The sequence below is a fragment of the Rhizomicrobium electricum genome (assembly GCF_011762045.1).
Taxonomy (GTDB): domain Bacteria; phylum Pseudomonadota; class Alphaproteobacteria; order Micropepsales; family Micropepsaceae; genus Rhizomicrobium; species Rhizomicrobium electricum.
In genome coordinates this window covers 235,326-254,848 of sequence record NZ_JAASQS010000001.1, presented here as the reverse complement: position 1 = coordinate 254,848, position 19,523 = coordinate 235,326, and the positions used below count along the sequence as shown (strand labels likewise).

General features: G+C 63.7%; 15 protein-coding genes. 12 read left to right on the top strand and 3 right to left on the bottom strand.

Annotated elements, in window-relative coordinates; genetic code table 11:
* The first annotated feature begins 49 nt into the window (after positions 1 to 49).
* Together FHS84_RS01205 and FHS84_RS01200 are read left to right on the top strand one after the other, a co-directional pair.
* Positions 50 to 1,363 carry a nucleotide sugar dehydrogenase gene (locus FHS84_RS01205; protein ID WP_166929439.1) on the top strand — a complete coding sequence of 438 codons (1,314 nt, stop codon included), beginning with the start codon at positions 50 to 52 and terminating at the stop codon, positions 1,361 to 1,363.
* Positions 1,360 to 2,613, top strand: a complete 1,254-nt coding sequence (locus FHS84_RS01200; protein WP_166929437.1) for a glycosyltransferase — start codon at positions 1,360 to 1,362, stop codon at positions 2,611 to 2,613. Before FHS84_RS01205 ends, FHS84_RS01200 begins: the two co-directional genes overlap by 4 nt.
* Here the strand turns inward: FHS84_RS01200 and FHS84_RS01195 are convergent.
* Complete coding sequence (locus FHS84_RS01195) at positions 2,564 to 3,976, bottom strand: TIGR03013 family XrtA/PEP-CTERM system glycosyltransferase (RefSeq protein WP_166929435.1); 1,413 nt, start codon at positions 3,974 to 3,976, stop codon at positions 2,564 to 2,566. The two genes, FHS84_RS01200 and FHS84_RS01195, sit on opposite strands and share 50 nt — an antisense overlap.
* A 495-nt stretch (positions 3,977 to 4,471) precedes the next feature.
* Here FHS84_RS01195 and FHS84_RS01190 point away from each other — a divergent pair, with 495 nt between their 5' ends.
* The 3 genes from FHS84_RS01190 to FHS84_RS01180 all read left to right on the top strand — a co-directional run bounded on the left by FHS84_RS01190 (position 4,472) and on the right by FHS84_RS01180 (position 7,874).
* Positions 4,472 to 5,098, top strand: coding sequence for an XrtA/PEP-CTERM system exopolysaccharide export protein (locus tag FHS84_RS01190; RefSeq protein ID WP_166929433.1), 627 nt, complete (start codon positions 4,472 to 4,474; stop codon positions 5,096 to 5,098).
* A gap of 112 nt (positions 5,099 to 5,210) precedes the next feature.
* Positions 5,211 to 6,740 (top strand): porin family protein, encoded by a 1,530-nt coding sequence (locus FHS84_RS01185; RefSeq protein WP_166929430.1) that lies wholly within the window; start codon positions 5,211 to 5,213, stop codon positions 6,738 to 6,740.
* 57 nt (positions 6,741 to 6,797) lie between these two features.
* Positions 6,798 to 7,874 (top strand): FemAB family XrtA/PEP-CTERM system-associated protein, encoded by a 1,077-nt coding sequence (locus tag FHS84_RS01180; RefSeq protein WP_208393615.1) that lies wholly within the window; start codon positions 6,798 to 6,800, stop codon positions 7,872 to 7,874.
* On the opposite strand, the gene FHS84_RS01175 is transcribed toward FHS84_RS01180, so the two are convergent.
* Positions 7,842 to 9,368 carry a lipopolysaccharide biosynthesis protein gene (locus tag FHS84_RS01175; RefSeq protein WP_166929428.1) on the bottom strand — a complete coding sequence of 509 codons (1,527 nt, stop codon included), beginning with the start codon at positions 9,366 to 9,368 and terminating at the stop codon, positions 7,842 to 7,844. The genes FHS84_RS01180 and FHS84_RS01175 overlap by 33 nt on opposite strands.
* Positions 9,369 to 9,747: 379 nt before the next feature.
* Between FHS84_RS01175 and FHS84_RS01170 the strand changes: the two genes are divergently transcribed.
* Genes FHS84_RS01170 through FHS84_RS01140 form a run of 7 tightly spaced genes read left to right on the top strand, consistent with a single transcriptional unit; the run spans position 9,748 to position 18,858 of the window.
* Positions 9,748 to 11,292 carry an XrtA system polysaccharide chain length determinant gene (locus FHS84_RS01170; RefSeq protein ID WP_166929426.1) on the top strand — a complete coding sequence of 515 codons (1,545 nt, stop codon included), beginning with the start codon at positions 9,748 to 9,750 and terminating at the stop codon, positions 11,290 to 11,292.
* Positions 11,289 to 12,248: an AAA family ATPase gene (locus FHS84_RS01165; RefSeq protein ID WP_166929424.1), complete on the top strand. Its 960-nt coding sequence runs from the start codon at positions 11,289 to 11,291 to the stop codon at positions 12,246 to 12,248. The genes FHS84_RS01170 and FHS84_RS01165 overlap by 4 nt, the downstream gene beginning before the upstream one ends.
* A 5-nt stretch (positions 12,249 to 12,253) precedes the next feature.
* Positions 12,254 to 13,252: an XrtA/PEP-CTERM system-associated ATPase gene (locus FHS84_RS01160; RefSeq protein ID WP_166929422.1), complete on the top strand. Its 999-nt coding sequence runs from the start codon at positions 12,254 to 12,256 to the stop codon at positions 13,250 to 13,252.
* Between the two features lie 4 nt (positions 13,253 to 13,256).
* Entirely contained in the window at positions 13,257 to 14,171 is a 915-nt protein-coding gene (locus FHS84_RS01155) for an XrtA system polysaccharide deacetylase (RefSeq protein ID WP_166929420.1), read from the top strand.
* Positions 14,168 to 15,415: a TIGR03087 family PEP-CTERM/XrtA system glycosyltransferase gene (locus tag FHS84_RS01150; protein WP_166929418.1), complete on the top strand. Its 1,248-nt coding sequence runs from the start codon at positions 14,168 to 14,170 to the stop codon at positions 15,413 to 15,415. The genes FHS84_RS01155 and FHS84_RS01150 overlap by 4 nt, the downstream gene beginning before the upstream one ends.
* A complete protein-coding gene (xrtA, locus tag FHS84_RS01145) occupies positions 15,412 to 16,941 on the top strand; it encodes an exosortase A (protein ID WP_166929416.1) in 1,530 nt (509 codons plus the stop codon). Before FHS84_RS01150 ends, xrtA begins: the two co-directional genes overlap by 4 nt.
* 3 nt (positions 16,942 to 16,944) lie before the next feature.
* Positions 16,945 to 18,858, top strand: a complete 1,914-nt coding sequence (locus tag FHS84_RS01140; protein ID WP_166929414.1) for an XrtA/PEP-CTERM system amidotransferase — start codon at positions 16,945 to 16,947, stop codon at positions 18,856 to 18,858.
* On the opposite strand, the gene FHS84_RS21075 is transcribed toward FHS84_RS01140, so the two are convergent.
* Entirely contained in the window at positions 18,790 to 19,371 is a 582-nt protein-coding gene (locus tag FHS84_RS21075; protein ID WP_208393613.1) for a hypothetical protein, read from the bottom strand. The genes FHS84_RS01140 and FHS84_RS21075 overlap by 69 nt on opposite strands.
* Positions 19,372 to 19,523: the final 152 nt, after the last annotated feature.

The window sequence follows — 19,523 nt, the reverse complement described above, 5'->3', positions numbered from 1 at the left end:
ACCATCCTTCTGCAAGGTGTGGAATGAAACTTTGTGTGCGGAGCAATCGATGAAGGTGTCCATCTTCGGCATGGGATATGTCGGCGTAGTTTCCGCAGCGTGCCTCGCCAAGCATGGCCACACGGTCGTCGGCGTCGACGTCAATCCCGACAAGGTGGCGCTCATCAATTCCGGGCAATCGCCCATCGTGGAGCCGGGCATTCCCGAACTTCTCGCCGAACTCGTGGCGGCGCGCCGGTGTACCGCGACGACCGATGCTTATGCTGCCGTTGCGGAAAGCGATGTCTCGATGGTCTCGGTCGGTACGCCGAGCAGCAAGACCGGTGCGCCGTCGCTGGATGCCATCGACCATGTCGCGGTGCAGATCGGCGAGGCCATCGCGCGGAAAAATTCACCCCATACGGTGGTGATCCGTTCCACGGTGCCGCCCGGAACGGTGAAGGACCGTATCGCGCCCGCGCTGGTGCGCGCTTCGGGCCGGAAACTTGGCGACGGGCTGGAGTTGCTCGACAACCCCGAATTCCTGCGCGAAGGCCGCGCGGTCGCCGATTTCGAGAAGCCGCCGTTCACGCTGATCGGCGCGTCGAGCGACAAGGCTGTTGCGGTCGCCCGCGAGCTTTACGACGGCATCGATGCGCCGTTCATAACCACCGACGAGCGTACGGCGGAGAGCATCAAGTATCTCTGCAACATCTTCCACGCCGTGAAGATCGGATTTGCCAACGAGGCGGGGGCGGTGCTGAAAAGCCTCGGCATCGACGCGCGCACCGCGCTGGACGTGTTCTGCCAGGATCATGTGTTGAACATCTCCCCGGTCTATCTCAAGCCGGGTTTCGCCTTCGGCGGATCGTGCCTGCCGAAGGACTTGCGCGGCTTTCTCGCGCTGGCGGCCGGCGAGCATGTCGAAACCCCGTTCCTCGGCAGTCTGCTGACTGCGAATGCGCGTCACGTCGACCGCGCCTTCGACATGATCGTGAAGGGCGGGCGGCGGCGGATCGCGTTCTTCGGTCTGTCGTTCAAGCCGGGCACCGACGACATGCGCGAGTCGCCATTGGTGACCTTGGCGGAAAAGCTGATCGGCAAGGGTTACGAGCTGGCGATCTACGACCGCGACGTCGAACTGGCCCGTCTCACCGGCGCCAACAAAGCATTCATCGAGCATGAAATCCCCCATCTCGGGAAGCTCCTGAAACAGACCGTCGAAGAGACCTTGGATGGGGCGGGCGTCATCGTGATCGGGCATGTCGGCAAAGCGGAACGCGCGGCGATTGCGGCGCAACACGCCGGCCGCACCATCGTCGATCTGCAGGGCGTCGCCGAACTCGAACAGGCAGGCGCCGATTATCAAGGCATCTGCTGGTGAAGCCACGCCTCGTTTTCGTTTCGCCGCGATATCTGCTGCCGGCCGATATGGGCGGCAAGATCCGCACCGCACATGTGCTGAAGGGCCTGAAGGGCGGGCGTTTTCACGTCACGCTGGTTTCGCCGTCGCCGCGCGATATCCCGCCCGACCAGGCGGCCGAACTTGCCGCGATGTGCGATGCGTTTGTCGCTTGGCCGGAGCCGGTGCGGGGTCCGCTGTTCGGCGTGACGCGGCTCCGGCACCTGTTTTCGCCGCTGCCGGTTCCCGTCGCGACGGACCGTTCTGCGGCCGCAAGGAAAGTCGTGCAAAAGACCTTGGCCGGTGCGGACGTGCTGGTCGCCGACTTTCTGCATTCCGCCGTGCTGGTGCCGTCGCACCGCGAAATGGTGTCGGTGCTGTTCACCCATAATGTCGAAACCGAGATTTTCGCACGCCACTGCGAAATCGCCCATGGCGTGAAGCGCCTCGTCTGGCAGGACCAGTTGCGCAAGATGCGCGCGTTCGAGGCGGCGACGCTCAAGGCGTTCGATTCGGTGGTGGCGGTTTCGGAGCGCGACCGCGATGCATTCCGCCGCGATTATGGTGTGCTGGCGTCGGTCATCCCGACCGGTGTCGACCTCGACTATTTCTCGTTCCGGGCCGTGCCCGATGACGTGCGTCCGGTGTTCGCTTTTACGGCGTCGATGGATTCGCTCGCCAATATCGACGGCGTGCGCTGGTTCATGGACAAGGTCTGGCCGTTGATTGTCGCCGCATTGCCGGACGCCGAAATGCGCGTGATCGGGCGCAGGCCGGATGCAGGTCTTGTCGCGGAAGCGGCGCGGCGCAGGCTCAACTGGATTTTCACCGGTACCGTGGACGACGTACGGCCGCATCTCGAAGGGGCGGCGGCGTATGTCATCCCGCTTCGGGTCGGCGGCGGCACGCGGATCAAGGCTTACGAGGCGATGGCGTTCGGCTTGCCGACGGTGTCGACCTCGGTCGGCATCGAAGGCCTTGCGGTCGAGCCCGAGCGGCACTTCCTCAAGGCCGATACCGAAGAGGCTTTTGCCGCCGCCGCCGTGCGTCTGGCGGTGGATGCGCCGACACGCCGCCGTCTTGCGGACGAGGCGCGGGCGATGGTCGAGAAAAACTGTTCCGCGCGCAGCGTCGGGCTGGTGTTCGAGACGATATGCGTCGCCGCGATGGAAACGAAAGGGCTCAGCGCGAGCCCTGCGCGAATACCAGCACACGGAACGTCTGCAGCATGATCGAAAGATCGCGCAGCACCGAGAAGTGCTTCAGGTAGAACAGATCGTATTCGAGCTTGCGCATCGCATCTTCCACCGAGGCGCCGTAGGGATAGTTGATCTGCGCCCAGCCGGTGACGCCGGCCTTGACGCAGTGGCGCAGGTGATAGAGCCGGATCTGTTCCGACAGTTGGTTGACGAACACCGGGCGTTCCGGGCGCGGGCCGACCATCGACATTTCGCCGGTCAGAACGTTGATGAGCTGCGGGATTTCGTCGATGCGGGTACGCCGGAGAATGCGGCCGACGCGGGTCACGCGCGGGTCGTTTTCGCTGGCCCATTGGGCGCCGAATTTCTCCGCATCCACGCGCATGGTGCGGAATTTGATGATCTTGAACGTGCGCCCGCCGCGGCTTACGCGCTCCTGGCGATAGAATACCGGCCCGAAGTCCTCGAACACGATGGCGACGGCGATCACCGCCAGCGTCGGCAAGGTCAAAAGCAGCAGCGAGGCCGAGGCGGCGATGTCGAGCAGGCGCTTGATGGCGCGGTCGAGCCAGCCGAAGCGGAATCCTTCCGAATAGAGCAGCCAGTGCGACTCCGTCCATTTGAGATCGACACGGCCGGTTTCGCGTTCGATGAAGGTGTTGAAGTCGAATACCGGCACGCCGTTGGCTTTCCACGGCAGCAGGTGATCGAAGTGCAGGTCTGCGGGGTCGTCGACCGCAACGACGACCTGGTCGATGTGGAGCTTGGCTTCCAATTCCTCGACCGATTGCACTTTCGGCAGCGGTACGATCGGTTCGCCCGGCAGGTTCGTCGCCGGTACGCCGCCGAGATATTCCTCGGAGACGAAATTCAGCTCCGCCAGCCGCCGGTCGGAGCGGCGGAACAGGTCGCGCAGATAATGCGCGCGAATGCCGGTACCGATGACGAGGATGTGGCGGCGAAACCAATGGCGCCGCGCCATCGCGAGGAACAACGGGCGGGCAATCATGCCGCCGAACAACTCGGCGCTGGTTCCGACCAGTACGATGGTGAGACCGCGGCTCGCACTGCGGAACGCCAGCGTCTCGAACAGCTGGCTGAAACCGAAATGGATCAGGGCGAGCGAAAGTGCTGCGCCGACGCCCAGGGCTACCACCAGTCGGGTGATGGAGGTCGAGAAGTTCACCAGCGCATCGTGGCGATAGCAGCCGGAGGCGTAGGCGAACGCGATCGAGCTCACGGCCAAGGTGGCGATGACCAGCGATGTTTCGGCGAGGGTGAAGAGGCCGAGCCGGTCGTGCACGGCCGCAATCAGAGCAACCATCGACCCGAGCATGAAGAGGACGTCGAGCGCGACGAGGGTGGTGCGGGAGCCGGGGACGAAGCGCTTGCGCATTGTCGAGTTCGCCGCCGAGCTGCTGGGCAGTTCGACATTGCGCGAGGAGCGAACCGGAACGTGCCAAGACGTGGGACTGAACGCACTAGTTGTCGGCTGAGAATTGTAACTTTCGAGAACGTTTCTCATTGTCATTCTTCCCACCGGTTGCTGGCCCATCCATAACGAATTCGAATGTTTATAAAAAGTACCTTTTAATAAGAATGATTGTGACATGGAGAGAACAACAGTAAGGGCAGCTAATGCATTTAAGACTCTATCGCACCCCGAGAGACTAGGTTAACGAAGGCGGTGTAGTGGCAATTAGGGTTTTCCGAACATCGGATTAACCGGCTCAACGAAATCGGGCGAAGCCTGTTCCCGGCGTGCCGCACGGGGTTTCGAGGGAGATGCAGAGAAGACACACGTTCCCGCAGTTAAATGCAAAGTGGTATTGGAAAAGTTCCAGGTTAACCGCTAAGTTGATTCCCTCGAACACATCCAGGGGCATTCTCCATGATCGGATTCGCACGTGCGGGCTTATCGCGTCCTATAGCTTTTGTGATCCTCGCGTTGAGTGTGCTCGCAGCGGGCTGCGCCAGCAATTTGCCGCCACCGCCGCCAGTACCGGAAAACCCCACCGCCTATCGCATCGGCGCTGGTGATTCCATCGGGATTTTTGTTTGGCAGAACAAGGAATTGTCGACCGAAGTCCCGGTGCGGCCGGACGGCAAGATTTCGCTGCCCCTGGTCAACGACATCGTTGCTGCGGGCAAAACGCCCACAGAACTCTCGAATGATATCCAGGATCAGTTAAAGAAATTCGTGAACAACCCGTTGGTTACGGTTATCGTCCACTCGTTCGTAGGGCCCTATTCGCAGCAGGTCCGCGTTGTGGGTGAAGCTCAGAAACCGCAGTCCTTGGCCTATCGCGACCGGATGACGGTTCTCGATGCCTTGATTGCGGTCGGTGGATTGACCCCTCTCGCCGCCGGTGACCGCGCCACATTGGTGCGGAGCGTGTCCGGCAAACAAGTCAGCTACGGGTTGCGCCTCGACGATCTGATCAAGGATGGCGACATGTCGGCGAATGCGCCGCTTGCGCCGGGGGATGTCATCATTATTCCGCAAAGCTACTTCTGAAGCGGGGTGGCGCGGGGGACGGGGTGAAGTGGCGAACGCAACGGACGTAAGCGTGACGGATCATTCGGCGTGGACAATCGCGAGGTGCGGCTGGTGTTTGGCCGCGGCTCTGATGTGTGGAATATCCGCGGAGGCGGCTGAGCCCGCCGCTCCCGCGGAAATTCCCACCGACACGGCGTGGGCCGATTCCGCGCTGGCGGCTCTGCCGCCGATGACCTGGAATGTGTTTGCTGAAATCGCCGAAGGCTATTCGTCCAGCGCCCGCGGCAGCGGCCACGATGATACCTTCACGCGCGGCAATATCGGCGGGGCGCTTCACTACAACCACCCGCGGCTCAACGCCGATGCGTCCTATTCCCTCTCGGGCCAGTATTGGTCGAAGTACCACGGGCTCAATCATCTTTCGCAGCGGCTCAATCTGACTTCGCAACTGACGGCAATCCCGGAGATGCTGTTCATTCGCGCCAATGCGTTTGCGACGCCGACCAATCTCTCCCGCGTCGGCGACATCTCGGCCGGCGGCGACGCGACCTCGCGCTACAATTCGCGCGACACGTACGGATATTCGGTGTCACCGCAGCTTTTGCTGCGCTTCAAGGATTATGTCACTTCGTCGACCTCGGCTTCGCACGGCGGCGTGTTCTTCGTGCGTCCGTCGACGGACAACAGCGGAAGCGTGCCGCCGGTCGATCCGGCGCGCAATTCGCTTTCCACCACGATCAGCCAGGAGTTTTCGAGCGGAACCTGGTTCGATCGGCTCCAATGGAGCGTGGTCGGCAGCTATGCGCAGTCTTCCCAGAGCGTGCGGACCCAGCGCCAGACCGAAGGCATTGCAAACCTGAACTACGCGCTTTCGCGCGAGCTCAAGGTGTTCGTCGTCGGCGGCTACAGCGAGTTCAAGTCCTCGACGGTCCTGGCGCGCGATGTCAGCGGCCCGACTGCGATGGGCGGCTTCACCTACAATCCCACGCCCGATCTCGTCTTCACTTTCCAAGCCGGCACGCAGCATAATTTCCCGACCTATATGGGGTCGGTGCGCTGGTCGCTGTCGCCGAGAACGCAGTTCGTGGTCAATGCCACCGATGGAATCTCGACGCCGCAGGGCGATATCCTCGGCCGTCTCGGCAACATGGGCGCGACAGGGTACGGCTCGTTCGGCGATCTCGGAACCTCGCTCGGCTCCGGCGGTTACGGCGGCTATTCGCCGATCGGACCGGGCGGACTGGCGCTCGACAACTCGATCAATCGCACCCGTTCGATCAACGGTTCGTTCGTCCACACCGACGACCGCATGCGTTACACCCTTTCGGTGTTTGCATCGGAGCGCGACCGCCTCGACGTGGCTCCGGGCACGCCGGTTCTGCCGCGCACATCGGTCTATGGCGTCCGCGCCGACGTCTCGCGCACCTTGAATGTCGATATGAACGCCGATCTTTCGGCCGGCTGGTCGCGCAGCAACGAATTCGGCGGGCGGGACGATATCTATTCTGCCGACATGCGGGTGAACTACCATCTGTCGGAGCACCTCGATGTGTTCCTCTCCAACCATGTCTTGCATCGCGATGCCGTCGGTCTCGTCGGTGTGTCGACCGGGAATATGACGGAAGACCAGGTGCTGATCGGCTTGCGGGCCAGGATTTAACGCGCTTCCCGATCACCGGTTGTCGGCCGGGAAGCGCGACCAACTCGAAGGACTGTAATGGCGGACAAGGGAATGGTGGAGGAAGGGGACTTTCTCCGCGCGGACACTCGTGTCTTCGTGCGGACGGCAACGGACGGCGATCGCGCCGCCTGGGATGCTTTCGTTCTTGCCCATCCGGAAGGCAGCTTCTTCCATCGTTTCGCCTGGCACGATCTGTTCCGCGACGTGTTTGCGCTCTCGCCGCGCTATCTGGTGGCCGAGCGCAACGGCGAGATCGCCGGCGTGCTGCCGCTGGTCCATCAGAAGAGCCGGCTGTTCGGCGACGGATTGATTGCGGCGCCGTTCGTGGTGGAAGGCGGGCCGATCGGTGACGCCGCCGCCGTCAAAGCGCTCGATTCCGCGGCGCTGGCGCTGATGGCCCAGTTGCGTGCGCCCTTCGTCGAATTCCGCTGCCGCAAGGCCACCCGTCCGGGCTGGATCGCCAAGACCGGTCTCTATGCCTGCTTCGTCCGCCCGCTGGCGGCCGACGACGATGCCAATCTGAAGGCCATTCCGCGCAAACAGCGCGCCGTGGTGCGCAAGGCCATTTCCGGATCGTTGACCGCTGCGGCGGAAGAGGGCGTTGACGCGCTCTTCCGGGTCTATTCCGAAAGCGTGCGCAATCTCGGCACGCCGGTATTCCCCAAGCGCTGGTTTTCCGCGTTGCGCGCCGCCTTCGGCAGCGATTGCGATGTGATGGTGATCCGTGACGGCGGCGTGCCCGTCAGTGCGGTGATGAATTTCTACCATAACGGCACAGTGCTTCCGTACTACGGCGGCGGCACTCTGGCGGCGCGCAAATCCGGCGCCAACGATCTTGTCTATTGGGAAACGATGCGCCATGCCGCCCGCCGCGGCTGTACGGCTTTCGATTTCGGCCGCAGCAAGGCCGATACCGGCGCGTTCGCCTACAAGAAGAACTGGGGCTTCGAGCCGGAATGGCTGGAGTACGAGTACTACCTGTCGCCCGGCTCCGAACTCCCCCAGAAAAATCCCAACAACCCCAAATACGCGATGTTCATCGCGGCCTGGAAGAAGCTGCCGTTACCGGTGGCGAACTTCCTAGGCCCGTTTCTCATCCGCGGTCTGGGGTAGGCGCAAAGCCATCAGCCGGACGTGCACGCGCCGGCACAGCGTGAGGATGTCGGCTTCCGCGCCTTCCGGCCGGCCGCTGAGATGCCACAGCGCCAAGACCGCACCGGCGTAGGTCGCCGCGCCGACCAGGATGTCGAGCACCATGCGTCCGGCACCGGTAAACGGCAGGACGGCGTTCAAGGCGAATATCGCCAGTGCCATGGCGGCGGCAGCGGCGCACGGCCGCCACATCGCCGTCCAGTAATCGCGTGCCGGCACGCCGGTCGCGCGTTGCACCGCGAAAATAACCGACGGGATGAACAGCGCCGATACGATCAGCCGGGTTTCGACCACCGCCATTACGCTGCGCGTCGTCCAGGCGACGATGAAGACCACTGCGGTGAACACGGCAAAACGCGACCATTGAATGCGGGCGCCCATGGCCGGCATTCCCTTGACGTCAAGCAGCGTCGGAGTGCCTGAAAGCACGGCAGCGGTGGCGGCGTTGAGCGCCATCCATACCACGAGCGGCGTGGCATCGGTCCATTTCGGGCCCAGCACCACCGCCACCAGATCTTGCGCCACCATCGCCACGCCGACGCCGGTCGACAGGCAGACGATCGCCGACCACCCCAGCATCCGCAGGTAAAGCTGCCGGAGTTCGACGGGGTTCTGGCGGCATTTGCTCATCACCGGGAACAGCGCGGCGACCATCGGATTCATGATCTCCTGGGTCGGACTGGCGGCGATATCCTTGGCCACCGTATAGCGGCCCATCATTGCCGACCCGGCGATGCCGCCGATGGCGATGTTGTCGACCTGGGTCTGCAGGTACATCGCCACCGACCGGGCGAAGGTCCAGATCGAAAAGCCCCATATTTCACGGGTCCGTGCGAACGAAAGGCGGGGCCGGAACGGGCTCATCACATAGGAGAGAATGGTGCGCGAAACTTGTCCGGCGAGGATGCCTATCACCAGCGCCCAGTAGCTGTGCAGCATGATGGCCAGCACCACGGTCAGCACGAACTGCAGGATCTTGGTGAGGACGTTGTAGATGAAGAAGCGGTCGAAGCGCAGCTCGCGCGAGAAATCCACCGTGCCGATATTTTCGAGGCCGCCCAGCACCGCGCGGAAGGCCAGGCACTGCATCACCGGGATCGCGCGGGGTTCGTGGAAATAGAGTTCGGTAAACGGTGCAGCGATCAGAATGGCCACCGCGATGGCGATCCCGATCAACAGCGTAACGGTCCAGGCGCTGTCGTAGTGCTCGCGGGTGGGGGCGTCGTGGCGCACGATCGCCGCCGATTGGCCGGTGAGATTAAGCATCTCGAACAGGCCGACCAGGATCATCGCCACCGCGACGACGCCGAAGTCCTGCGGGGTCAGCAGACGGGCCAGGATAATGGTACTGACAACGCCTATCAGCCGCATTGCCCAACGTAAGCCTATCATCCAGGCAGACCCGCGCAGCATGTGCGCACCCATGCCTTGAGGCTTCGCGGAGTTCGTTGTCATGGTTCTCCCAGCGCGTCAGTCGCGCGATTTAGAAACGTGTCTGTGACGGCAGCGGAAGCTGTTTGCGTTGCCGGCGGGTCCGTCTGCATGCGGCCCATAACCATCGACAGCCAGTGTCAATTTCGTAACAGAGCGAAAGACAAAGTTGGGGTTCGAAGCTTTGCAGTTATGTGCATGACGATACGGTAGCCGGTGAAACTCCGGTGTTTTCCGTATGATACGCGAACGCATTTGCATCTCTTCCGCGGCGACGCGAGGGGTGCCGCGCCTTGAGGGTTATCTGTAACTAGTATAAGGATCACTCGCGCTTTGCCACAGAATTGGTGGACCCTTTCGGGCTGGCGGGGCGGACTGCGGCACACGGAACACAAGGAACGAAATGCAGAGCTGGAAGCTTCAGCTGCTCGGCCTCCTGGGGGGCGGTTGGCAGTTTCGTTGGATCGGATTGGGTATTGCGTGGGTGCTCTGCCTCGTCGGCTGGGTGGTCGTCGCGCTGATCCCCGATGCGTATCAATCATCCGCCAAGGTCTACATCGACACCGATACGCTGATGCGGCCTCTCTTGCGCGGCATCGTGGTGTCGACCGACACGCAGCAGGAAATCGACGTCATGCTGCGTACCCTGCTCACCGCGCCCAACATGGAGCGGGTGGTGCGTGCCACCAATCCGAAGTCGGCAAGCTGGGGCGCGGCCAAGATGCAGGATGCGGTGGCGGAGCTCACCAGCAACGTCAAGCTCAAGGCGCTCGGCACCAAGAACCTTTATCAGATCGGCTTCACCGACCCCGATCCGGCTTACGCCCAATCGGTGGCGCAGACCCTGCTGTCGGTGATGGTCGACTCCAACGTCGGCGACCAGCGCCGCGAATCCGACGACGCGCGTTCGTTCCTCGACCAGCAGATCGCGGTGTACGAGAAGAAGATCCAGGACGCCGACAAGCGCAAGGCCGATTTCCGCGCCGCCCATCTCGACGTCTTCTTCGGCGGCAACGATATCGACGAAGCCAAGGGCGATATCGTCAAGGCGCAGCAGACGGTGGACGAGGTTACCGCCCGTCGCAATTCTCTGCGCGCCCAGCTTGGTTCGACACCGGCGACGCTCGACATCAACGGGCCCGCGCCGATCCAGGTCGGTGGTGCCGGCACCGTTGACAACAAGCGCCAGGCGCTGGGGCAGGCGCGCGCCAAACTCGACGAACTGCGGGCGACCTACACCGAGGACTATCCCGATGTCGTCGCGCAGAAGCAGTTGGTCGAGCGGCTCAAGAAGCAGATCAACGAGAAAACCTCTCCCAGCGAAGATCCCAGCCTGCAATCCGTCGCCAATCCCACGCATCTGATGCTGCGGACCAAGCTGGCGGACGAAGAGGTCAATCTGGCGGTGGCACGCGACCGGCTGGCGGCGGCGCAGAAGCGGCTCGACGATGCCGGCAAGAACGTCGGTTCGTCGCTGGCGATACGCCAGCAGTACGCCAATCTCGACCGCGATTATCAGGCGCTGAAGAAGAACTTCGAAGCGCTGGTGGAACGCCGCGAGTCGGCCAATATCTCTCAGGCTGCCGGCGACCAGCAGTCGAACATGGTCTTCCGCGTTGTCGAGCCGCCGAGCGTGGCGAACCGCCCGGCCTCGCCGAACCGCATCGTGCTCAATCTCCTGGTGCTGTTTGCCGGGATGGGAGCAGGCGGCGCGGCGGCGATCGCGCTGGGCGCGGTGTCGGGGCGCTTCCTCACCATGGAGCAGCTCGGTCAGGCCTTTGCGCTGCCGGTGCTCGGCGCCGTCACCATCGCGCGTACCGCAGCCGACATGGTCCGTATGCGGAGGTCCGCTTCGTTCTTCGCCGCCGGGGCGGGAGCATTGGTGGCCGGCTATATGGTCGTCCTTGTCTTCTTCCATACCACCGTTACGGGCGGGAGCCTGATATGAACGAACCGACTCCACCGCGCCTCAATTTGATTCAGCGCGCGATGGCCAAGGCGCCCACTGCGGAAGCCTTTGCGCCGCCCCGTCGCGAACCTGTCGCCGAGCCCGTGCTCGAGGCCCCGGTCGCCAAGGCGCCTGCTCCGGCCGAACCCGTGCGGGCGCCGGAATATAAGCCGGCCAACGGCGCGTCCGTCACTCCGGCTGCAACACCTCATGGGCCGAACACTGTCGCTCTCAACATGGGCCGGCTGCGCGAAGGCCGCATGGTGACGCCCGACAATCGCGCCTCGGTGACCTACAACGAGTTCCGTTCGATCAAACGCAAGCTGTTGCCGCTGACGCGCGATCCCGAGACGCGGGCGACGACCAAGAACATCGTGATGATCACCTCCGCGCTGGCGGGCGAGGGCAAAACCTATACGGCGATAAACCTCGCCATCTGCCTCGCGGCCGAGCGCAATCTCGACGTCATCCTGGTCGACGGCGACGTGGTGCGTGCTTCGGTTGCGCAATACTTCGAAGGCGCGCCGACCGAAGGTCTTCTCGATCTTCTCACCGGCCGCCGCCAGAACATCGACGAAGTGCTGACCCGCTGCGCCGACATTCCCAATCTGCACATCCTGTTTTCCGGCCGGCGCGACGATTCCTCGCCCGAACTTCTCGCCAGCCAGCGCATGGCCGAGGTGTGTTCGGCGCTGTCCCGGCGTTTCCGCGAATGCGTGGTCGTGATCGACGCGCCGCCGGTTCTGGCCACTGCCGAACCCTCCGCACTCGCTATGCATGTCCATCATCTGTTGATGGTGGTGGCGGCGGGGCAGTCGGCCCGCCATCAGGTCGAGGAGGCTCTGGCCGGCGTGGTGGCGTGCCCGTCGATCAGTCTCATCTTCAACAAGGCGCCCGAATGGCAGCGGTCGACGCCTTATTCCTACTACTACAGTTACGGCGAGAAGACCGGCTGAAAACGATGTACACCGAGTTCTACGGACTCAAAGTCGAACCCTTCCTGCTCACGCCGGACCATCGCTTTTATTACGAAAGCCAGGTCCACGAGCAGGCGATGGCACATCTGTTGTACGGACTGTCGCGCGGTGAGGGCTTCATCGTCATCACCGGCGAGGTCGGTGCCGGCAAGACCACCATTGTGCAGCGCCTTTGCGCCACCGTCGATCGCGAGCAGGTCGTCGCTGCGCATGTCGTGACGACGCTGCTGTCCGGCGCCGAACTTCTGCGCATGGTGTGCTCCGCGTTCAAGATGCGCGACGTGCCCGAGAAGAAGGACGCCGTGCTGCTTTGCTTGCAGGACTATTTCGAATCCCTCGAACGCGCGGGGCGCAAGGCGCTGCTCATCGTCGACGAGGCACAGAACCTGTCCGCCAGCGCGCTGGAAGAGTTGCGCATGCTGTCGAATTTCCAGGTCGGCACCTCGGCACCGTGCCAGATCTTCCTGGTCGGGCAGCCGCAGTTCCGCGAGACGCTGTCGCATCCGAACCTGGAGCAGCTTCGCCAGCGCATCATCGCATCCTATCATCTGGGTCCGATGAGCCATGACGAAGTCGCGCTCTATCTGGCGCACCGGCTGAAGCACGCGGGCTGGACCGGCGATCCGCAGTTCGACGACGGTGCGGTGGAAGCGGTCTATACCGCGACCGGCGGCGTGCCGCGCCAGATCAATACGCTGTGTTCGCGCCTGCTGCTGCTCGGTTTCCTCGACAATATGCACGCTTTCTCCGCAGCCGATGTCGAGCGCGTCGCGGCGGATCTGCGCGAGGAATACTGCGGCCGCTCGCTCACGCCCGTCGCCAACAACATGGACGAAACTTATCTCACGCGCATGGACAAGCAGCAGTTGGCGGCTCGCGTCGATACGCTCGAAACCCGCGTCAATCATCAGGAGCAGTCGCTGCGCCGGTTGGCGGTGGGGCTCGCCGACATGATCGATCCCGTGCGCCCGGTTCGCGGGTAGACGCATGGATGCCGGCCTCCTCGAACGCCCCGATCCCGCTACCGTCATCGCGGCGTGGCAGGCCTCGCCCGCAGAGAAAGCGGTGTCGTCGCTGAACGCGCTCACGGTCGACGTCGAAGACTATTTCCAGGTCGAAGCGTTTTCCCGTGTGATCGACCCGGCGTCGTGGTCCTCGCGCGAATGCCGCATCGAAGCCAACGTGCACCGCATTCTCGACCTGTTCGCGGCAGCGGGGGCGCGCGGCACCTTCTTCACGCTCGCCTGGATCGCCGAACGCTATCCGCGGCTGGTACACGACATCGTCAAGGCCGGTCACGAACTGGCCTCGCACGGCTCCGAGCACCGCCGCATCGATCGTCAATCGCCCGAGGCGTTCTATGGCGACGTGCTGCACGCCAAGTATGTGCTCGAGGATATTGCCGGGGTGGCGGTGAAGGGCTATCGCGCGCCGAGTTTTTCGCTCACACGCACCAGTCTGTGGGCGCACGAGACCCTCGCGCGGGCCGGGTACTGCTATTCCTCCAGCCTCTATCCGATCGCGCACGACACGTATGGCATCCCCGAAGCGCCGCGGTTCGCGTTTCATCCGCTGGGCGGCAGCTTTCTTGAGATTCCGGTCAGTTCGGTCCGCTGGATGAACCGCAATTGGCCTTGTGGCGGCGGCGGTTACTTTCGCCTGCTGCCGTACGGCGTCAGCCATCTCGCGCTGGATACCGTCAAGCGCCGCGACCGCCAGCCGCTCGTGTTCTATTTCCATCCCTGGGAAGTCGATCCCGGCCAGCCACAGATTGCGGGCGCCGCGCTCAAGTCCCGCATGCGCCATTACGTCAATCTCGGCGCCATGGAGGGAAAGCTCGTCCGCCTCTTGAAGGATTTTCGCTGGGGACGGATGGACGAAATCTTCCTGGGTGGCCCATGAACGTCCTGTTCCTCTGCCACCGCATTCCCTATCCGCCGGACAAGGGCGAAAAGATCCGCGCCTTTCACATTCTGAAGCATCTCGCCGCCCGCCACACCGTGCATCTGGCGGCCTTTGTCGACGATGCCGCCGATCTCGCCCATATCGAAGCCCTGCGCAAATACGTCAAGGGCGAGATGCTGCTGGTGCCGCTGTCCCGTGTTGTCACGCGGGCGCGCATGGCGCTGGCGCTTCTGGCCGGCACGCCGTTGACCACGTCCTATTTCGCCTCGGCCAAGCTCGACCGCTGGATTGGCGAGGTTCTGAAGCGCCGCGCCATCGATCGTGTCGTGTTGTTCAGTTCGGCGATGGCGCCGTTTCTGCTCAAGCGCCGCGACTTCGATCCGGCCAAGGTCGTGCTCGACATGGTCGACGTCGATTCCGACAAATGGCGGCAATACGCAGGCACTGCCGGCGTGCCGATGAAGTGGGTCTATGCCCGCGAAGCGAAGACGCTGCTCGATCTGGAGCGCCGCGCCGCGACGGCGTTCGGCGCCACGCTGCTGGTATCGCCGTTCGAGGCGCGGACGTTTGCCGATCTGGCGCCGGACGCACACGGACGCATCCACAGCGTCGCCAACGGTGTCGATCTGACACCGGCGCCGCCCTCAGCCAGTCCTTATGCAGCCGATGAAATTCCGCTCGCGATGGTCGGCACCATGGATTACTGGCCGAACGTCGAGGGTGCGATCTGGTTCGCGGACGAGGTTCTGCCGCGCGTGCGCAAGGTTCTGCCGCGGGCGCACTTCTATATCGTCGGCGCCAAGCCCGCGCCGGCGTTGCAGAAGCCGCGCGACGGCGTGACGGTCACCGGCAGAGTGGCCGAGGTTGCTCCTTATGTCGCTCACGCCGCTGCCGTGGTGGCGCCGCTGCGTCTGGCGCGGGGCGTGCAGAACAAGGTGCTGGAAGGTCTGGCGCATCAAAGGCCCGTCGTCGCCACCGTTGCCGCGACGCGCGGTCTCGATGTCGTGCCCGGCCGCGATCTCTGGGTGGTCGATGATCCGCAGGCGTTTGCCGACGCCGTGATCGCCGCCGCCACCGGTCCGGATCGCGACCGCGTTGCCGCCAACGGCCGCGCTTTGGTCGAACGCGAATACGGCTGGGACATTACGCTTGGCGTTCTTGATCGCATTCTGGACGGCGTTCCTCCGGCCGTGCGCAAAGCCGCGGTGTGGAGCGAAGCGCTGGTGGGGGAAACGGAATGAGCAGCCTCGATCGTGCCGGCCGTCCGCAAGCGCTCAGCGTTTCCACCTGGACCATCCATTTGGCCGCGCTGGCGGGGCTGATCGTTCTGCTCGGCCTCCTGTACGCGCGTACGGTCGCCGCGGCCGTCACGGTGTGGTGGGTTTCGCCGACGTTTTCGCATTGCTTCCTCATCATTCCGGTGGTGGCGTATCTCATCTGGGGCAAGCGCCGCGCGCTGGCGCGCCTGACTCCGGTCGCCTGTCCCCGCGCGCTGTTGCTGGCGCTGCCGGTGATGGCCGCAGCGTTCGTCGGAGCACTCGCCTCGATCAACGAGATCGAACAGCTCGCGCTGATCGCCTTTGTGCAAGTGCTGGCGCTGGCATTGCTCGGTCCCAAGATTTATCGCGTCATCCTGTTTCCGGCGCTATACTTGTTCTTCCTGGTCCCGATGGGGGAATATCTCATTGGGCCGCTGCAGCACTTCACCACGTGGTTCATCGACCAGGGACTGACCGTGCTCGGTATCCTGCACTTCACGGAAGGCAACATCGTCGAGCTTGCCAACGGCCGCTTCCAGGTCGCCGAGGCGTGTGCCGGGTTGCGCTTCCTGATCGCGACCATCGCGGTCGGTGCGCTGTTCGCGCATCTCACCTATCGCAAATGGAACAAGATCGCGCTGTTCATGCTGGCATGCGTGATCGTGCCGATCATCGGCAACGGTTTTCGCGCGCTCGGCATTGTTCTCCTGGCGCACTTCTCCGATAACCGGATTGCTGTCGGCGCCGATCATCTCGTGTACGGCTGGGGCTTCTCGGTCGCGATCCTGGCGGTGCTGATGTTCGTCGGTTCGAAATTTGCCGACGATTTTCCGTCCGAGCCGGCCGTCGCACCGGCGCCGCAACCGATCCGCGCGCATCTGTTGCCGCTGACGGTGTTGCTGGCGCTGCTGTCCGTTTCCGCCGTGCCGGCGTTCGCCGCATGGCACGCGACCGGCAGGCCGGTCGATGCGAGCGCGTTCGCGGTCGTTCCGGAGGTGCAGGGCTTCTCGACGGAGTCCGTGTCGCGCGATTGGGCCCCCGGCTTCCAGGCGCCCGATGCCAAGCTCGAATTCGCCATGCGCCGTGCCAATGCAACGGAAGACGGCGCTGCCGTGGACGTGTTCGTCGACTATTACGGCGGCGGGGGCCACAATCTGATCTCGTCCGCCAACAAATTCTGGGACGAAGACGTCTGGCATCCGATTGCCGAAAGGCAGGCCACTGCAAAAGTCGGTGCGGTGCCGGTCAACTTTCATGAATTGCAGATCGGATCGGCCGGCCTCACGCGCCTTGTCTGGTGGACCTATGTCAGCGGCGGTGCGTTCACCCAAAGCGGCCTTGCGGTCAAGCTCGATCACGTGAAGTCGGCGTTCGCCGGCGGACGCGGCGCGGCCCTGCTGGCCTTGTCGACGCCGGTTGACGGCGAAACCGAAACGGCCCGCGCGCGTTTGCGGGAAGCGGCGGCGGCGCTTCAGCCGGTCAAGGACCGCCTCGCCAGGATGGAGTAGGGCATGTGCGGCATCAGCGGTTGGTTTGACATGGCGGGACTGAGGTCCCCGGATCGGCGTTTGGCCAAGGCGATGAACGACGCCATCGCCCATCGCGGTCCGGACGGCGAAGGGTTCCATTTCGAGCCCGGTCTGGCGCTCGGGCACCGGCGCCTCGCGATCATCGATCTCGCCACCGGCGAGCAGCCGATGTTCACCGAAGCGGGCCGCATCGGCATCGTCTTCAACGGCGAAATCTTCAACTACCGCGATCTCAGGCGCGTGCTCGAACGGCGCGGCCATACCTTCCGCACCCGCTCCGACACCGAAGTGATCCTGCGCGGCTGGGTGGAGTGGGGCCCCGACGTGGTCGATCAGATCCACGGTCAGTTCGCCTTCGCGCTCTGGGACCGCAGCGAGCAGACTTTGTTTCTGGCGCGCGACCGCCTCGGCGAGAAGCCGCTGTATTATTCCATCCTGCCCGACCGCACCTTCCTGTTCGCGTCGGAACTGAAGGCGCTGATGGCCGATCCGGCCCTGCCGCGCGTCATCGATCCGCTCGCGGTCGAGGACTTTTTTGCGTTCGGTTATGTCACCGATCCGCGTACCATCTATGCCGGCGTGCGAAAACTCGGCGCCGGCCAGTGCATGCTGTTGCAGCGCGGCCAGTCTCCGCGAATCCGCACCTATTGGGAACCGCATCCGGCCAATGTGAGCGAGCGCGACCTCGATCATGCCGCCGATATCTTGCGCGACCGGCTGTCCGGCGCCGTGCGGTCCCAGCTTGTCGCCGATGTGCCGGTGGGCGCGTTTCTTTCCGGCGGCGTCGATTCCAGCGCTATTACCGCGCTGATGGCGCAAGCCGTGCCGCAGGCGCTGTCCTGCTTCACTATTGGTTTCGACGATCCCAAGTTCGACGAGCGCCGTTACGCCGAGGAAGTCGCCGCGCGCTACGACATCCGTCATCACGTCGAAGTCGTTTCGCCCGACGACATGGAAACCGTCGAAGCCTTGCCCGGCATGTTCGACGAGCCGTTCGGCGATTCCTCGGCGCTGCCGACCTATCGCCTGGCCAAACTCGCGCGCCGCCATGTCACCGTGGCGCTGTCGGGCGACGGCGGCGACGAGTTGTTCGCGGGCTATCGCCGTTATCTGTTCCACGGCCGCGAAGAGTCCTTGCGCGGTCTGTTGCCTGCGCCCGTGCGCCGCTCGGTGTTCGGAACCCTCGGACGGCTTTATCCGAAACTCGATTGGGCGCCGCAGTTCATGCGTGCCCGCCAGACCTTCCGGGAATTGTCGGTATCGGCGGCGGAAGGCTATTTCCATAACGTGGCGGTCTTGTCCGACGAGCAGCGCGCCGCGCTGTTTTCGCCCGATCTGAAGCGTGCCACCTCCGGCTATCGTCCGGCCGACCTGATTGCCGAGCATATGGCCAAGGCGCCGTCGAAGGACCCGGTCAGTGCCGCGCAATATGTCGACCTCAAGACCTGGCTGGTCGGCGATATTCTCACCAAGGTCGATCGCACCGCGATGGCGAACAGTCTGGAAGTGCGCGTGCCGATGCTCGATCCCACCTTCGTCGAATGGGCGATGGGACTGCCGCGGCCGCTCAAGCTGTCGGGCGGCGAGGGCAAGGTGGTCTTGAAGCGGGCTCTGGAGCCGCTGGTGCCCAACGATCTGCTCTATCGCAAGAAGCAGGGTTTTTCGGTGCCGCTGGCGCGCTGGTTCCGCGGCTCGTTCGGCGACGCGTTCGCCGCCAAGCTGGGCAAGGCTACGCCGCTGGCCGAGCATTTCGACATGGCGACGGTTCGCAAGCTGGCCGAGGCGCATCGCCAGGGCTGGTCCGACAACAGCCGCACGTTATGGCTCTTATGGATGTTCAACGGTTTCCTGGAGCGCCACGGCCGCAGTCTTCGTTTGCCGGAACCGGCGGCGTAGCGCCCAGATGAGGGCGGGTCCGAAGAGTAGGGCGGTATCGCTTTCGGGAACGTTGTGCGAGCCGCCGCCGCCGTTGTTGGATCCTCCGCCTCCGCCGCCTCCACCGCCACCCCCTCCGCCGGACCCGCCGCCCCCCGAGCCACCGCCGCCGATCACCGTGGTCGGTCCGCCCGGCACGATCACCACCGTATTCTGATGGAACGAGCTGCTGCCGCCTGTCCCGGCGCGCACCACGTTCGAATCGACGGCCGCCAGCGTCGTCTCGGCCGCGTGTCTCAGCGGCGCCGCAGCGCGGCGGGTAACTTGCGAGATTCCGCTCGACAGCTTCTTGCCACTCACCGTCCACCAAGCGTTTGAACTGCCGTCACCCGGCGGTTTTCCTGCCGTTTGGGCTGGTGCGGCGCTGACTTGGTTTTTCTGCATCGCGCTATAGATCAGATTCCCGATCACGCCTCCGAGCAGGAAAATGACCGCCAGTCCCAGCGCGTTCTTCCGGATTGTCGTTGCTTGCATCCCACCCCTCGGAAACCAAGGTTCCCTCTCTCGCAATCCCCATGCCGCAAAATTGTCACAGCGCTTTCAAGCCCTTGCATCATTTGGGTGTGGGCGTCCGTCAAACCTCTTTACAGCCGCTGTTTATCCCCGGTTGCCTGCCGCGAGAGCCG

Bases quoted from the DNA above. Each gene is read 5' to 3' on its own strand.
- FHS84_RS01150 (WP_166929418.1), top strand. From the start codon at position 14,168: ATGAACGTCCTGTTCCTCTGCCACCGCATTCCCTATCCGCCGGACAAG.
- FHS84_RS01140 (WP_166929414.1), top strand. From the start codon at position 16,945: ATGTGCGGCATCAGCGGTTGGTTTGACATGGCGGGACTGAGGTCCCCG.
- FHS84_RS01205 (WP_166929439.1), top strand. From the start codon at position 50: ATGAAGGTGTCCATCTTCGGCATGGGATATGTCGGCGTAGTTTCCGCA.
- FHS84_RS01165 (WP_166929424.1), top strand. From the start codon at position 11,289: ATGAACGAACCGACTCCACCGCGCCTCAATTTGATTCAGCGCGCGATG.
- FHS84_RS01175 (WP_166929428.1), bottom strand. From the start codon at position 9,368: ATGACAACGAACTCCGCGAAGCCTCAAGGCATGGGTGCGCACATGCTG.
- FHS84_RS01185 (WP_166929430.1), top strand. From the start codon at position 5,211: ATGTGTGGAATATCCGCGGAGGCGGCTGAGCCCGCCGCTCCCGCGGAA.
- FHS84_RS01195 (WP_166929435.1), bottom strand. From the start codon at position 3,976: ATGCGCAAGCGCTTCGTCCCCGGCTCCCGCACCACCCTCGTCGCGCTC.
- FHS84_RS01190 (WP_166929433.1), top strand. From the start codon at position 4,472: ATGATCGGATTCGCACGTGCGGGCTTATCGCGTCCTATAGCTTTTGTG.
- FHS84_RS21075 (WP_208393613.1), bottom strand. From the start codon at position 19,371: ATGCAAGCAACGACAATCCGGAAGAACGCGCTGGGACTGGCGGTCATT.
- FHS84_RS01180 (WP_208393615.1), top strand. From the start codon at position 6,798: ATGGCGGACAAGGGAATGGTGGAGGAAGGGGACTTTCTCCGCGCGGAC.
- FHS84_RS01155 (WP_166929420.1), top strand. From the start codon at position 13,257: ATGGATGCCGGCCTCCTCGAACGCCCCGATCCCGCTACCGTCATCGCG.
- FHS84_RS01170 (WP_166929426.1), top strand. From the start codon at position 9,748: ATGCAGAGCTGGAAGCTTCAGCTGCTCGGCCTCCTGGGGGGCGGTTGG.
- xrtA (WP_166929416.1), top strand. From the start codon at position 15,412: ATGAGCAGCCTCGATCGTGCCGGCCGTCCGCAAGCGCTCAGCGTTTCC.
- FHS84_RS01160 (WP_166929422.1), top strand. From the start codon at position 12,254: ATGTACACCGAGTTCTACGGACTCAAAGTCGAACCCTTCCTGCTCACG.